Origin of the sequence: Sinorhizobium fredii NGR234 (assembly GCF_000018545.1) — a bacterium.
Taxonomy (GTDB): Bacteria; Pseudomonadota; Alphaproteobacteria; order Rhizobiales; family Rhizobiaceae; genus Sinorhizobium; species Sinorhizobium fredii_A.
Window position 1 is genome coordinate 1,232,741 of sequence record NC_012587.1, and the last position, 14,038, is coordinate 1,246,778.

Annotated in this window: 14 protein-coding genes; 13 read left to right on the plus strand and 1 reads right to left on the minus strand. The window is 61.1% G+C overall.

Annotation, left to right across the window (positions count from 1 at the left end; all coding sequences use genetic code 11):
- Positions 1–105 precede the first annotated feature (105 nt).
- Positions 106–4,311 (plus strand): DNA-directed RNA polymerase subunit beta', encoded by a 4,206-nt coding sequence (gene rpoC, locus NGR_RS17170; protein ID WP_012707749.1) that lies wholly within the window; start codon positions 106–108, stop codon positions 4,309–4,311.
- 88 nt (positions 4,312–4,399) lie between these two features.
- On the opposite strand, the gene NGR_RS17175 is transcribed toward rpoC, so the two are convergent.
- On the minus strand, positions 4,400–4,696 hold the full coding sequence (locus NGR_RS17175) for a transcriptional regulator (protein WP_012707750.1): 297 nt from the start codon (positions 4,694–4,696) through the stop codon (positions 4,400–4,402).
- Between the two features lie 590 nt (positions 4,697–5,286).
- Between NGR_RS17175 and rpsL the strand changes: the two genes are divergently transcribed.
- From rpsL to rpsC, 12 genes are all read left to right on the plus strand, one after another.
- Positions 5,287–5,658 (plus strand): 30S ribosomal protein S12, encoded by a 372-nt coding sequence (gene rpsL / locus NGR_RS17180; RefSeq protein ID WP_010969193.1) that lies wholly within the window; start codon positions 5,287–5,289, stop codon positions 5,656–5,658.
- Positions 5,659–5,716: 58 nt separating this feature from the next.
- Positions 5,717–6,187 (plus strand): 30S ribosomal protein S7, encoded by a 471-nt coding sequence (gene rpsG / locus NGR_RS17185; protein ID WP_012707751.1) that lies wholly within the window; start codon positions 5,717–5,719, stop codon positions 6,185–6,187.
- A gap of 29 nt (positions 6,188–6,216) precedes the next feature.
- Positions 6,217–8,316: an elongation factor G gene (gene fusA / locus NGR_RS17190; protein WP_012707752.1), complete on the plus strand. Its 2,100-nt coding sequence runs from the start codon at positions 6,217–6,219 to the stop codon at positions 8,314–8,316.
- Between the two features lie 71 nt (positions 8,317–8,387).
- Positions 8,388–9,563, plus strand: coding sequence for an elongation factor Tu (gene tuf / locus NGR_RS17195; RefSeq protein ID WP_012707753.1), 1,176 nt, complete (start codon positions 8,388–8,390; stop codon positions 9,561–9,563).
- Between the two features lie 147 nt (positions 9,564–9,710).
- Positions 9,711–10,019, plus strand: a complete 309-nt coding sequence (rpsJ, locus tag NGR_RS17200; RefSeq protein ID WP_003507767.1) for a 30S ribosomal protein S10 — start codon at positions 9,711–9,713, stop codon at positions 10,017–10,019.
- Between the two features lie 123 nt (positions 10,020–10,142).
- Entirely contained in the window at positions 10,143–10,829 is a 687-nt protein-coding gene (gene rplC / locus NGR_RS17205; protein ID WP_164924277.1) for a 50S ribosomal protein L3, read from the plus strand.
- Between the two features lie 12 nt (positions 10,830–10,841).
- Positions 10,842–11,462 carry a 50S ribosomal protein L4 gene (gene rplD, locus NGR_RS17210; RefSeq protein ID WP_012707755.1) on the plus strand — a complete coding sequence of 207 codons (621 nt, stop codon included), beginning with the start codon at positions 10,842–10,844 and terminating at the stop codon, positions 11,460–11,462.
- On the plus strand, positions 11,459–11,752 hold the full coding sequence (locus NGR_RS17215; protein ID WP_012707756.1) for a 50S ribosomal protein L23: 294 nt from the start codon (positions 11,459–11,461) through the stop codon (positions 11,750–11,752). Before rplD ends, NGR_RS17215 begins: the two co-directional genes overlap by 4 nt.
- Positions 11,753–11,795: 43 nt before the next feature.
- On the plus strand, positions 11,796–12,632 hold the full coding sequence (gene rplB / locus NGR_RS17220) for a 50S ribosomal protein L2 (RefSeq protein ID WP_012707757.1): 837 nt from the start codon (positions 11,796–11,798) through the stop codon (positions 12,630–12,632).
- A 15-nt stretch (positions 12,633–12,647) separates the two neighbouring features.
- A complete protein-coding gene (gene rpsS / locus NGR_RS17225) occupies positions 12,648–12,926 on the plus strand; it encodes a 30S ribosomal protein S19 (RefSeq protein ID WP_002964358.1) in 279 nt (92 codons plus the stop codon).
- Between the two features lie 2 nt (positions 12,927–12,928).
- A complete protein-coding gene (rplV, locus tag NGR_RS17230) occupies positions 12,929–13,318 on the plus strand; it encodes a 50S ribosomal protein L22 (RefSeq protein WP_012707758.1) in 390 nt (129 codons plus the stop codon).
- The gene (gene rpsC / locus NGR_RS17235; protein ID WP_012707759.1) at positions 13,318–14,031 is read left to right on the plus strand and encodes a 30S ribosomal protein S3; all 714 of its coding nucleotides are present in this window, start codon (positions 13,318–13,320) and stop codon (positions 14,029–14,031) included. Before rplV ends, rpsC begins: the two co-directional genes overlap by 1 nt.
- Positions 14,032–14,038 lie beyond the last annotated feature (7 nt).

Sequence of the window (14,038 nt, forward strand, 5' to 3'; positions counted from 1 at the left end):
CCGCACCCGATGCGGTTTTAGCTGTTTATGGGGCAGGGGCCGGCGCCCGGGATTTGCCGGCACCCTCGCCAAGCTCAGGGCTTAATGCCCGCAAAGGAGACAGGCATGAACCAAGAGGTCATGAATCTTTTCAATCCGCAGGTGCCTGCACAGACCTTCGATTCCATCCGGATTTCGATCGCGTCGCCGGAGAAGATTCTTTCCTGGTCTTACGGCGAGATCAAGAAGCCGGAGACGATCAACTACCGCACCTTCAAGCCCGAGCGCGACGGTTTGTTCTGCGCGCGCATCTTCGGTCCGATCAAGGACTACGAGTGCCTGTGCGGCAAGTACAAGCGCATGAAGTACAAGGGCATCATCTGCGAGAAGTGCGGTGTCGAAGTGACGCTGTCGCGTGTTCGCCGTGAGCGCATGGGCCATATCGAGCTCGCCGCTCCCGTTGCCCACATCTGGTTCCTGAAGTCTCTGCCGAGCCGCATCGCGACGCTGCTCGACATGACGCTGAAGGATATCGAGCGCGTCCTCTATTTCGAGAACTACATCGTCACCGAACCAGGCCTGACTTCGCTCAAGGAGAACCAGCTCCTCAGCGAAGAAGACTACATGATCGCCGTCGACGAGTTCGGTGAGGACCAGTTCACCGCGATGATCGGCGCCGAAGCGATCTACGAGATGCTCGCTTCGATGAATCTCGAGAAGATCGCCGGCGACCTGCGCGCGGAAATGGCCGAGACGACCTCGGATCTGAAGCAAAAGAAGCTGATGAAGCGGCTTAAGATCGTCGAGAACTTCATGGAATCCGGCAACCGTCCGGAATGGATGATCATGAAGGTCGTTCCGGTGATCCCGCCGGACCTGCGTCCGCTCGTGCCGCTCGACGGCGGCCGTTTCGCGACGTCGGATCTCAACGACCTCTACCGCCGCGTCATCAACCGTAACAACCGTCTGAAGCGGCTGATCGAGCTGCGCGCGCCGGGCATCATCATCCGCAACGAAAAGCGGATGCTGCAGGAGTCCGTCGACGCGCTGTTCGACAACGGCCGTCGCGGCCGCGTCATCACCGGCGCCAACAAGCGTCCGCTGAAGTCGCTTTCCGACATGCTGAAGGGCAAGCAGGGCCGCTTCCGCCAGAACCTGCTCGGCAAGCGCGTCGACTATTCCGGCCGTTCGGTCATCGTGACCGGTCCGGAACTCAAGCTGCACCAGTGCGGCCTGCCGAAGAAGATGGCGCTCGAGCTCTTCAAGCCGTTCATCTACGCCCGCCTCGATGCCAAGGGTTATTCCTCGACCGTCAAGCAGGCGAAGAAGCTGGTGGAAAAGGAAAAGCCGGAAGTCTGGGATATCCTCGACGAGGTCATCCGCGAGCATCCGGTTCTCCTGAACCGCGCGCCGACGCTGCACCGCCTGGGCATCCAGGCCTTCGAGCCGATCCTGGTCGAAGGCAAGGCGATCCAGTTGCACCCGCTCGTCTGCACCGCCTTCAACGCCGACTTCGACGGCGACCAGATGGCCGTTCACGTGCCGCTGTCGCTGGAAGCCCAGCTTGAAGCCCGCGTGCTGATGATGTCGACGAACAACATCCTGCATCCGGCAAACGGCGCACCGATCATCGTTCCGTCGCAGGACATGGTTCTCGGCCTCTACTATCTGTCGATCCTGAACCAGAACGAACCGGGCGAAGGCATGGCCTTCTCCGACATGGGCGAATTGCACCATGCGCTGGAGACCAAGGCCGTCACCCTGCATGCCAAGATTCGTGGCCGCTACAAGACCGTCGACGCCGAGGGCAAGCCGGTCTCGAAGATCTACGAAACGACGCCCGGCCGCATGATCATCGGCGAACTCCTGCCGAAGAACCCGAACGTTCCGTTCGAGATCTGCAACCAGGAGATGACCAAAAAGAACATCTCGAAGATGATCGACGCGGTCTATCGCCATTGCGGCCAGAAGGACACGGTGATCTTCTGCGACCGGATCATGCAGCTCGGCTTCTCCCATGCCTGCCGCGCCGGCATTTCGTTCGGCAAGGACGACATGGTGATCCCGGACACCAAGGTGAAGATCGTCGGCGATACGGAAGCGCTCGTGAAGGAATACGAGCAGCAGTACAACGACGGTCTGATCACCCAGGGCGAGAAGTACAACAAGGTCGTCGACGCCTGGGGCAAGGCAACCGAAAAGGTTGCGGAAGAGATGATGGCCCGCATCAAGGCGGTCGAGTTCGACGACAATGGTCGGCAGAAGCCGATGAACTCGATCTACATGATGTCGCACTCGGGTGCGCGTGGTTCGCCGAACCAGATGCGTCAGCTGGGCGGCATGCGCGGCCTGATGGCCAAGCCGTCGGGCGAGATCATCGAAACGCCGATCATCTCGAACTTCAAGGAAGGCCTGACCGTGAACGAGTACTTCAACTCGACGCACGGTGCCCGTAAGGGTCTGGCGGACACCGCCTTGAAGACCGCCAACTCCGGTTACCTGACCCGTCGTCTCGTCGACGTGGCGCAGGACTGCATCGTCACGCATGTCGATTGCGGTACGGACAAGGGTCTGACCATGACGGCGATCGTCGATGCCGGTCAGGTCGTCGCCTCGCTCGGTCAGCGTATCCTCGGTCGTACGGCGCTCGACAACATCGACAACCCTGTAACCGGCGAACGCATTGTCGACGCGGGCAGGATGATCCTCGAAGCCGATGTCGCAATCATCGAGAAGGCCGGCATCCAGTCCGTCCGTATTCGTTCGGCGCTGACCTGCGAAATCCAGACCGGCGTCTGCGGCGTCTGCTACGGTCGTGACCTGGCGCGCGGTACCCCCGTCAACATGGGCGAAGCCGTTGGCGTCATCGCGGCGCAGTCGATCGGTGAGCCGGGCACGCAGCTGACGATGCGTACCTTCCACCTTGGCGGCACCGCAACCGTGGTCGACCAGTCGTTCCTCGAAGCGTCCTACGAGGGTACGGTTCAGATCAAGAACCGCAACATGCTGCGCAACTCCGACGGCGTCCTCGTCGCCATGGGCCGCAACATGGCGATCCAGATCCTTGACGAACGCGGTGTGGAGCGGTCCTCGCAGCGCGTCGCCTATGGTTCGAAGATCTTCGTCGACGACGGCGACAAGGTGAAGCGCGGCCAGCGTTTCGCCGAGTGGGACCCGTACACCCGTCCGATGATGACGGAAGTCGAAGGTACCGTTCACTTCGAAGACGTGGTCGACGGCATCTCGGTTCTGGAAGCGACCGACGAATCGACCGGCATCACCAAGCGCCAGGTTATCGACTGGCGTTCGACGCCGCGCGGTACCGACCTCAAGCCGGCCATCGTCATCAAGGACAAGAGCGGCAGCATCGCGAAGCTCGCCCGCGGCGGCGAAGCCCGCTTCATGCTCTCGGTCGATGCGATCCTGTCGGTCGAGCCGGGACAGAAGGTCAGCCAGGGCGACGTTCTTGCCCGTTCGCCGCTCGAAAGCGCCAAGACCAAGGACATCACCGGTGGTCTGCCGCGCGTTGCCGAACTCTTCGAGGCGCGTCGCCCCAAGGATCACGCCATCATCGCGGAAATCGACGGGACGGTTCGCTTCGGCCGCGACTACAAGAACAAGCGTCGCGTGCTGATCGAGCCGGCCGAAGATGGTGTCGAGCCGGTCGAGTACCTGATCCCGAAGGGCAAGCCCTTCCATCTTCAGGACGGCGACTACATCGAAAAGGGTGATTACATCCTCGACGGCAACCCGGCGCCGCACGACATTCTGGCGATCAAGGGCGTGGAGGCGCTTGCTTCCTACCTCGTCAACGAAATCCAGGAAGTCTACCGTCTGCAGGGCGTTGTCATCAACGACAAGCACATCGAGGTGATTGTCCGTCAGATGCTGCAGAAGGTCGAAATCACCGATGCCGGTGACTCGACCTATATCGTCGGCGACAACGTCGATCGCATCGAGCTCGAGGACGTCAACGACGCGCTGCTTGCCGAAGGCAAGAAGCCGGCCTTCGGCGATCCTGTGCTGCTCGGCATTACCAAGGCATCGCTGCAGACGCCGTCCTTCATCTCGGCCGCATCGTTCCAGGAGACCACGAAGGTGCTGACGGAAGCCGCGGTCGCCGGCAAGACGGACGGCCTGCAGGGTCTGAAGGAAAACGTCATCGTCGGACGCCTCATCCCGGCCGGTACCGGCGGCACGATGACGCAGATCCGCCGCATCGCCACGGCGCGCGACGAGTTGATCCTCGAAGAGCGCCGCAAGGGCACGGGTGCCGATGCCGCAACGCCGATGCTCGCCGACATGGCGAACGAGAACGCCGCGGCCGAGTGATCGGAAAGGAGAGGGTGGTCTCCACCCTCTTGAAAATCAAAAGCCGCCCGGAGCGATCCGGGCGGCTTTCTCAATTTTCATCCAACGGTCAGCCGAAGCGGATGATCGAGACCTCGCCCTCCAGCGCGCCCTGGTAGGCCGACGCGTGCGGCTCCTCGTCCGGGATATCGGTCAGCGTCCCGATCTGATCGAGATCCGCTTGGAAGAAGCCTTCTTCCGCCAGCGCATTGAGCGCCTCCCGCACGGCGGTGTCGTCATCCGGCGCGCGGAGCATCACGTGGATCTCCACACCCTCGTCGTCGCTGTCGTTCTCGTAGGCTTTGCCAATGATGACGAAGACCAGCGGCTCTTCGGGTGAATTGTCGTTGTCGGGCATGATGGGCATCGGAAGGTCCTCGTTCGGATTGCCGGACACCTTAACCCGGTTTCGGCTTGCCGCGAAGGCGGTAGGAGCCTGCTATCCCGGGAAAGGAGAAAATCTCCGGGCGGCGGCGGGTCCGTCGAATCGTGCCGCCTCACGATTCTCAGAACCCAGAATGGCGTTGCTGATTCCTTAACAGGAGAAGGCAATGCAGCGGCTGGTACGACAGGTTTCTTCGGGAGGAGCGGCTACGCCGCCGCAAAGCCTTGTTTTTCAGGCATATCAGGGCTGCAAGACCGAGATTATTTGTTAATTGCCCTTGACGGATCGACCTGAAATCAGTACACCCCGCCGCATCAGAGCCCATGTGAGGCTGGCTGGTTCGGAACGTCGCGTTCTGGAGTTCGCCTCAAACAAGGTTCAAAACGCACGCTGAAGACACAATGCTGCACGCAAGACGCGCGAGATAGTGCGTCCTCTGCTTTTGTTGGGGCCATCTGCGAAAAGGCGGATCGGCCCTCGTTTTGCGCATTTCATAGGCGTGCGGTACCGCCGGCGACGGCAACGATCCGCCCGAAAGGGTAACGAGACAAGATTTTGCAAGGGATGGTTACATGCCTACCGTAAACCAGCTGATCCGCAAGCCGCGTCAGGCACAGGTAAAGCGCAACAAGGTTCCTGCTCTGCAGGAAAACCCGCAGAAGCGCGGCGTTTGCACCCGCGTCTACACGACGACCCCGAGGAAGCCGAACTCGGCTCTGCGTAAGGTTGCAAAGATCCGCCTGACGAACGGCTTCGAAGTGATCGGCTACATTCCCGGTGAAGGCCACAACCTTCAGGAGCACTCCGTGGTGATGATCCGCGGCGGCCGCGTCAAGGACCTTCCGGGTGTTCGTTACCACATCATCCGCGGCGTTCTCGATACGCAGGGTGTGAAGAACCGCAAGCAGCGTCGTTCGAAGTACGGCGCGAAGCGTCCGAAATAACATCGCAACCGGCGCCATTTCGCTGGTCACCAGATTAAGAAGTTGAGAGACGAAAAGAATGTCCCGACGTCATAGAGCAGAAAAGCGTGAGATCAACCCGGATCCGAAGTTCGGTGATCTGGTCGTCACGAAGTTTATGAACGCCATCATGCTGGACGGTAAGAAGTCCGTTGCAGAAAGCATCGTCTATGGTGCCTTCGAAGCGGTTCAGTCGAAGCTGAAGCAGGAGCCGGTCGCCGTGTTCCATTCCGCTCTCGACAACATTGCTCCGCATGTCGAAGTGCGTTCGCGCCGCGTCGGTGGTGCCACCTACCAGGTTCCGGTCGATGTTCGTCCGGAGCGGCGCCAGGCTCTCGCCATCCGCTGGCTGATTGCGGCGGCTCGCAAGCGTAACGAAACGACCATGGTCGATCGCCTCTGCGGCGAACTCATGGACGCAGCAAACAACCGTGGCAGCGCCGTCAAGAAGCGCGAAGACACGCACAAGATGGCCGATGCCAACCGTGCGTTCTCGCACTATCGCTGGTAACGGCAACACGTCTCGAAAGGCAGTCACCCATGGCTCGCGAATATAAAATCGAAGATTACCGAAATTTCGGTATCATGGCGCATATCGACGCCGGCAAGACGACGACGACCGAGCGCATCCTTTACTACACCGGCAAGTCCCACAAGATCGGCGAAGTCCACGACGGCGCCGCGACGATGGACTGGATGGAGCAGGAGCAGGAGCGCGGCATCACGATCACGTCTGCAGCCACCACGACCTTCTGGAAGGGCCGTGACGGCAAGATGCGCCGCTTCAACATCATCGACACCCCCGGCCACGTGGACTTCACCATCGAAGTCGAGCGTTCGCTGCGCGTTCTCGACGGCGCGATTGCGCTTCTCGATGCGAATGCCGGCGTCGAGCCGCAGACGGAAACCGTCTGGCGCCAGGCCGAGAAGTACAATGTTCCGCGGATGATCTTCTGCAACAAGATGGACAAGACCGGCGCGGACTTCTACCGCTCGGTCGAGATGATCAAGACGCGTCTCGGCGCGACCGCCGTCGTCATGCAGCTGCCGATCGGCGCTGAAAGCGAATTCAAGGGCGTTGTCGACCTGATCGAGATGAATGCCCTCGTCTGGCGCGACGAATCGCTCGGCGCCCAGTGGGATGTCGTCGAAATCCCGGCGGACATGAAGGACAAGGCTGAAGAATACCGCGAAAAGCTGATCGAGACGGTTGTCGAGATCGACGAAGCGGCAATGGAAGCCTATCTCGAAGGCACCTATCCGGACAACGACAAGATCCGTGAACTGGTTCGTCGCGGCACGATCGACGTCAAGTTCCATCCGATGTTCTGCGGCACGGCCTTCAAGAACAAGGGCGTTCAGCCGCTGCTCGACGCCGTTGTCGACTACCTGCCGTCGCCGATCGATATCCCGGCGATCAAGGGCATCGACGTCAAGACCGAGGGTGAAATCACCCGTAAGGCCGACGACAACGAGCCGCTGTCGATGCTGGCGTTCAAGATCATGAACGACCCCTTCGTCGGTTCGCTGACCTTCGCCCGCATCTATTCCGGCAAGCTCGAAAAGGGCACGTCGGTGATGAATACGGTCAAGGAAAAGCGCGAGCGCGTCGGCCGCATGCTGCAGATGCACTCCAATTCGCGTGAAGACATCGAGGAAGCCTTCGCCGGCGACATCGTTGCTCTCGCGGGCCTCAAGGAAACCACCACGGGCGATACGCTCTGCGATCCGCTGAAGCCGGTTATCCTCGAGCGGATGGAATTCCCGGAGCCGGTCATCCAGATCGCCATCGAACCGAAGACCAAGGGCGACCAGGAAAAGATGGGCCTCGCGCTCAACCGCCTGGCTGCAGAAGATCCGTCCTTCCGCGTCAAGACCGACGAAGAGTCCGGCCAGACGATCATCGCCGGCATGGGCGAACTTCACCTCGACATCATCGTCGACCGCATGCGTCGCGAGTTCAAGGTCGAAGCATCCGTCGGCGCTCCGCAGGTTGCTTACCGTGAGACGATCACGCGTCAGCACGAAGAGGACTACACGCACAAGAAGCAGTCCGGTGGTACCGGTCAGTTCGCGCGCGTCAAGATCGTCTTCGAACCGAACCCGGAAGGCGAGGACTTCGCATTCGAATCCAAGATCGTCGGCGGTGCGGTTCCGAAGGAATACATTCCGGGCGTTCAGAAGGGCATCGAAAGCGTCCTGTCGTCGGGTCCGCTCGCGGGCTTCCCGATGCTGGGGGTCAAGGCGACGCTCATCGACGGTGCGTTCCACGATGTCGACTCGTCGGTCCTGGCGTTCGAAATCGCTTCGCGTGCCTGCTTCCGTGAAGCCGCGAAGAAGGCCGGTGCTCAGCTCCTCGAGCCGATCATGAAGGTCGAGGTCGTGACGCCGGAAGATTACGTCGGTGACGTGATCGGCGATCTGAACTCTCGCCGTGGCCAGATCCAGGGCCAGGAATCGCGCGGCGTTGCCGTGGTGATCAATGCCCACGTGCCGCTCGCGAACATGTTCAAGTACGTCGACAACCTGCGCTCCATGTCGCAGGGCCGCGCTCAGTACACGATGCTGTTCGATCACTACGCGCCGGTTCCGTCGAACGTCGCGCAGGAAATCCAGGCGAAGTATTCCGGTCAGAAGTGACCGGAATACCCCCGCGCTGAAACAGAATGAAAAGATTTCCCCTCTAAGGGACAGGAAACGGAGAGCCGAAAATGGCAAAGAGCAAATTCGAGCGCAACAAGCCGCACGTCAACATCGGCACGATTGGCCACGTTGACCATGGCAAGACGTCGCTGACGGCAGCGATCACCAAGTACTTCGGCGAATTCAAGGCGTATGACCAGATCGACGCTGCGCCGGAAGAAAAGGCCCGTGGCATCACCATTTCGACGGCGCACGTCGAATACGAGACGCCGGCCCGCCACTATGCGCACGTCGACTGCCCCGGCCACGCCGACTACGTCAAGAACATGATCACCGGTGCGGCGCAGATGGACGGCGCGATCCTGGTGGTTTCGGCCGCCGACGGCCCGATGCCGCAGACCCGCGAGCACATCCTGCTGGCCCGCCAGGTCGGCGTTCCGGCGATCGTCGTGTTCCTGAACAAGGTCGACCAGGTTGACGACGCCGAGCTTCTCGAGCTCGTCGAGCTGGAAGTGCGCGAACTCTTGTCGTCCTATGAATTCCCGGGCGACGACATTCCGATCATCAAGGGCTCGGCGCTGGCCGCTCTCGAAGATTCCGACAAGAAGATCGGCGAAGACGCGATCCGCGAGCTGATGGCTGCGGTTGACGCCTACATCCCGACGCCGGAGCGTCCGATCGACCTGCCGTTCCTGATGCCGATCGAAGACGTGTTCTCGATCTCCGGCCGCGGCACGGTCGTCACCGGCCGCGTCGAGCGCGGCATCGTCAAGGTCGGCGAGGAAATCGAGATCGTCGGCATCCGTCCGACGACCAAGACGACCTGCACCGGCGTTGAAATGTTCCGCAAGCTGCTCGACCAGGGCCAAGCCGGCGACAACATCGGCGCGCTGCTGCGCGGTGTCGACCGCAACGGCGTCGAGCGTGGCCAGGTTCTGTGCAAGCCGGGTTCGGTCAAGCCGCACCGCAAGTTCAAGGCCGAAGCCTACATCCTGACGAAGGAAGAGGGTGGCCGTCACACGCCGTTCTTCACCAACTACCGTCCGCAGTTCTACTTCCGCACGACGGACGTGACCGGCATCGTGACGCTGCCGGAAGGCACCGAAATGGTGATGCCGGGCGACAACGTGACGGTCGACGTCGAGCTGATCGTGCCGATCGCCATGGAAGAGAAGCTGCGCTTCGCGATCCGTGAAGGCGGCCGCACCGTCGGCGCCGGCATCGTCGCCTCGATCGTCGAGTAACAACAAAACGGCTTGAGCCGTTTCGGCAGGGACATGGTTGCCCATGTCCCTGCGATTTTTGAAAGAAGCGGCTAGGCAAACGAATTCAGAAGTTTTGAGCGTGTGCCATCGAAGAGCACACCGGAAACACGAGCAAGGACAAGTCGAATGAACGGCCAGAATATCCGCATCCGCCTCAAGGCGTTTGATCACCGGATCCTCGATGCCTCCACGCGCGAAATCGTGTCGACGGCCAAGCGCACCGGTGCGAGTGTGCGCGGGCCCGTGCCGCTTCCGACCCGGATTGAAAAATTCACGGTCAACCGGTCGCCCCACGTCGACAAGAAGAGCCGCGAACAGTTCGAGATGCGCACCCACAAGCGCCTTCTCGATATTGTTGATCCGACCCCGCAGACGGTTGATGCGCTGATGAAGCTCGATCTGGCCGCCGGCGTCGACGTCGAGATCAAGCTGTAAGAATCCCGGCGCAAGCCGAAATAACAAGGAAGGTACGTGGAGTTTCTCCAACGGCTTCCAGGAACAGGAAACCGGAAGGTGCGGATGCACCGGACGGGAACCCTTAACAAGAGGCGTGAACCGATGCGTTCAGGTGTGATTGCACAGAAAGTGGGAATGACCCGCGTCTACAACGACGCCGGTGAGCATATCCCGGTAACAGTTTTGCGGCTGGAGAACTGCCAGGTAGTGGCCCAGCGCACGGAAGAAAAGAACGGCTATACCGCAGTTCAGCTGGGTGCTGGCCGTTCCAAGGTGAAGAACACGACGAAGGCTCTGCGCGGCCATTTCGCCGCTGCGAGCGTCGAGCCGAAGGCGAAGGTCGTCGAGTTCCGCGTCACCGCTGACAACCTGATCGACATCGGCGCCGAACTGACGGCCAGCCATTTCGTCGCCGGCCAGCTGGTTGACGTCACCGGCACGACGATCGGTAAGGGTTTTGCCGGCGCCATCAAGCGCCATAACTTCGGCGGTCTGCGCGCCACGCACGGTGTGTCGGTATCGCACCGCTCGCATGGTTCGACCGGTTCCAACCAGGATCCGGGCCGCGTCTGGAAGGGCAAGCGCATGGCTGGTCACATGGGCCAGACCCGCGTCACCACGCAGAACCTCGAAGTCGTATCGACCGACGAAGACCGTGGTCTGATCCTGGTCAAGGGCGCCGTTCCCGGCTCCAAGGGCGCATGGATCGTTGTCCGCGACGCAATCAAGTCGGGCACTCCGGAAGGCGCACCGCGCCCGGCCGCTGTGCGCGCCGCAGAACAGAAGTAAGGGAGCCGAATAATGGATCTCACCGTCAAAACCCTCGAGGGCAAGGACGCGGGAAAGGTTTCCCTTTCTGACGCCATTTTCGGCCTCGAACCCCGTGAAGACATCATCGCCCGTGTCGTCCGCTGGCAGCTTGCCAAGCGCCAGCAGGGCACGCACAAGGCCAAGGGCCGCGCTGAAGTCGCCCGCACCGGCGCCAAGATGTACAAGCAGAAGGGTACGGGCCGCGCCCGCCACCACTCCGCTCGTGCTCCGCAGTTCCGCGGCGGCGGCAAGGCCCATGGCCCGGTCGTCCGCAGCCATGCGCACGATCTGCCGAAGAAGGTCCGTGCGCTCGGCTTGCGCCACGCGCTGTCGGCCAAGCTGAAGGCTGAAGAGATCATCGTCCTCGACGATCTCGTCGCCAATGAAGCAAAGACGAAGGCGCTCGCCGGTGCGTTCGCCTCGCTCGGCCTCACCAACGCTCTGATCATCGGCGGCGCCGAGATCGAGAACAACTTCAAGCTCGCAGCCCAGAACATCCCGAACGTGGACGTTCTGCCGGTCCAGGGCATCAACGTTTACGACATTCTGCGCCGTGGCAAGCTCGTGCTTTCCAAGGCTGCCGTGGAAGCTCTGGAGGAGCGGTTCAAATGACGGATCTTCGCCACTACGACGTGATCGTGTCTCCCTCGATCACCGAAAAGTCGACGCTGGTTTCCGAACAGAACCAGGTCGTCTTCAACGTCGCCAAGGGCGCTTCGAAGCCTGAGATCAAGGCTGCAGTCGAAGCCCTGTTCGGCGTCAAGGTAACGGCCGTGAACACGCTCGTCCGCAAGGGTAAGCTGAAGCGCTTCCGCGGCTTCGCCGGAAAGCAGAAGGACGTCAAGAAGGCGATCATCACGCTCGCCGAAGGTCAGTCCATCGACGTCTCGACCGGTCTCTAACGGATAGGCCCATTAGGGTAAAAACCCAAAAGGGAACAAGAAAATGGCATTGAAAAGTTTCAATCCGACGACGCCGAGCCAGCGCCAGCTGGTCATCGTGGACCGGGCCGGCCTCTACAAGGGCAAGCCGGTCAAGACGCTGACCGAGGGCCTGTCCTCCAAGGGCGGTCGCAACAACCTGGGCCGCATCACCGTTCGCTTCCAGGGCGGCGGTCACAAGCGGACCTACCGTCTGGTCGACTTCAAGCGTCGCAAGTTCGACGTCGAAGGCACGGTCGAGCGTCTGGAATATGACCCGAACCGCACCGCCTTCATCGCGCTCGTCAACTACGCCGACGGCGAACAGGCCTATATCCTGGCGCCGCAGCGTCTTGCCGCCGGCGACAAGGTCATCGCTTCGGACAAGGCTGTCGACGTCAAGCCCGGCAACACCATGCCGCTGCAGTTCATCCCGGTCGGCTCCATCATCCACAACGTGGAAATGAAGCCGGGCAAGGGCGGCCAGATCGCCCGCTCCGCCGGGACCTACGCGCAGCTCGTCGGTCGCGACCAGGGCATGGCGATCCTTCGCCTGAACTCGGGCGAACAGCGCCTCGTGCACGGCTCTTGCCTTGCATCGATCGGTGCTGTATCGAACCCCGATCACGGCAACATCAATGACGGTAAGGCTGGCCGTTCGCGTTGGCGCGGCAAGCGTCCGCACGTACGCGGCGTCGTCATGAACCCGGTTGACCATCCGCACGGCGGTGGTGAAGGCCGCACGTCCGGTGGCCGCCACCCGGTAACCCCGTGGGGCAAGCCGACGAAGGGCAAGCGCACGCGCTCCAACAAGTCGACCGACAAGTTCATCATGCGCTCGCGTCATCAGCGCAAGAAGTAAGAGAGGAAGTCTCAAGTGGCTCGTTCAGTTTGGAAAGGTCCGTTTGTTGACGGCTATCTTCTCAAGAAGGCTGAGAAGGTCCGCGAAGGCGGTCGCAACGAAGTGATCAAGATGTGGAGCCGGCGCTCCACGATCCTTCCGCAGTTCGTTGGTCTGACCTTCGGCGTCTACAACGGCAACAAGCATGTTCCCGTCTCCGTGTCCGAGGAAATGGTCGGTCACAAGTTCGGTGAATTCGCTCCGACCCGGACCTACTATGGTCATGGCGCGGACAAGAAGGCGAAGAGGAAATAACAATGGGCAAGGCAAAAGCCGAACGCCGGCTGAAGGATAATGAGGCGCAGGCCATTGCGCGCACGATCCGCGTCAGCCCCCAGAAGCTCAACCTCGTTGCTGCGCTGATCCGCGGCAAGAAGGTCGACCGCGCTCTGGCCGAACTCGAGTTCTCCCGCAAGCGCATTGCAGGCACCGTCAAGAAGACGCTTGAATCTGCAATCGCAAATGCCGAGAACAACCACGACCTCGACGTTGATTCGCTCATCGTCGCGGAAGCTTACGTTGGCAAGTCGATCGTCATGAAGCGCTTCCACGCCCGTGGTCGCGGCCGTGCATCGCGCGTCGAAAAGCCGTTCTCGCACTTGACGATCGTTGTTCGTGAAGTGGAAGCCAAAGGGGAGGCCGCATAATGGGCCAGAAGATTAATCCGATCGGTTTCCGTCTCGGCATCAACCGGACCTGGGACAGCCGTTGGTTCGCGGACAACGCCGAATACGGCCAGCTGCTGCACGAAGACCTGAAGATCCGTGCCTACCTGATGGAAGAGCTGAAGGCCGCCGGCATTGCCAAGGTCGTGATCGAGCGTCCGCACAAGAAGTGCCGCGTGACGATCCACTCGGCTCGTCCGGGTCTGATCATCGGCAAGAAGGGCGCCGACATCGAAAAGCTGCGCAAGAAGCTTTCCGAAATGACCAACTCGGAAACGCACCTCAACATCGTTGAAGTGCGCAAGCCGGAAGTCGACGCAACGCTCGTTGCCCAGTCGATCGCCCAGCAGCTCGAGCGCCGTGTGGCTTTCCGCCGTGCGATGAAGCGCGCTGTTCAGTCGGCGATGCGTCTTGGCGCCGAAGGCATCAAGATCACCTGCGCCGGCCGCCTCGGTGGCGCGGAAATCGCCCGTACCGAATGGTATCGCGAAGGCCGCGTTCCGCTGCACACGCTGCGTGCGGACATCGACTACGGCACGGCCGAAGCCGAAACCGCTTTCGGCATCTGCGGCGTCAAGGTCTGGATCTTCAAGGGTGAAATCCTCGAGCACGATCCGATGGCTTCCGAGCGCCGCGCGACCGAGAGTGACAACCAGGGCGGTGGCGGTCGCGACCGTCGTCGTGAAAACGCGTAACATTCGC

Excerpts from the sequence above, each read along its gene's own strand:
- tuf (WP_012707753.1), top strand. The coding sequence starts at position 8,388 with ATGGCAAAGAGCAAATTCGAGCGCAACAAGCCGCACGTCAACATCGGC.
- rpsL (WP_010969193.1), top strand. The coding sequence starts at position 5,287 with ATGCCTACCGTAAACCAGCTGATCCGCAAGCCGCGTCAGGCACAGGTA.
- rplV (WP_012707758.1), top strand. The coding sequence starts at position 12,929 with ATGGGCAAGGCAAAAGCCGAACGCCGGCTGAAGGATAATGAGGCGCAG.
- NGR_RS17175 (WP_012707750.1), bottom strand. The coding sequence starts at position 4,696 with ATGCCCATCATGCCCGACAACGACAATTCACCCGAAGAGCCGCTGGTC.
- rplB (WP_012707757.1), top strand. The coding sequence starts at position 11,796 with ATGGCATTGAAAAGTTTCAATCCGACGACGCCGAGCCAGCGCCAGCTG.
- NGR_RS17215 (WP_012707756.1), top strand. The coding sequence starts at position 11,459 with ATGACGGATCTTCGCCACTACGACGTGATCGTGTCTCCCTCGATCACC.
- rpoC (WP_012707749.1), top strand. The coding sequence starts at position 106 with ATGAACCAAGAGGTCATGAATCTTTTCAATCCGCAGGTGCCTGCACAG.
- rpsJ (WP_003507767.1), top strand. The coding sequence starts at position 9,711 with ATGAACGGCCAGAATATCCGCATCCGCCTCAAGGCGTTTGATCACCGG.
- rplC (WP_164924277.1), top strand. The coding sequence starts at position 10,143 with ATGCGTTCAGGTGTGATTGCACAGAAAGTGGGAATGACCCGCGTCTAC.
- rpsG (WP_012707751.1), top strand. The coding sequence starts at position 5,717 with ATGTCCCGACGTCATAGAGCAGAAAAGCGTGAGATCAACCCGGATCCG.
- fusA (WP_012707752.1), top strand. The coding sequence starts at position 6,217 with ATGGCTCGCGAATATAAAATCGAAGATTACCGAAATTTCGGTATCATG.
- rpsC (WP_012707759.1), top strand. The coding sequence starts at position 13,318 with ATGGGCCAGAAGATTAATCCGATCGGTTTCCGTCTCGGCATCAACCGG.
- rplD (WP_012707755.1), top strand. The coding sequence starts at position 10,842 with ATGGATCTCACCGTCAAAACCCTCGAGGGCAAGGACGCGGGAAAGGTT.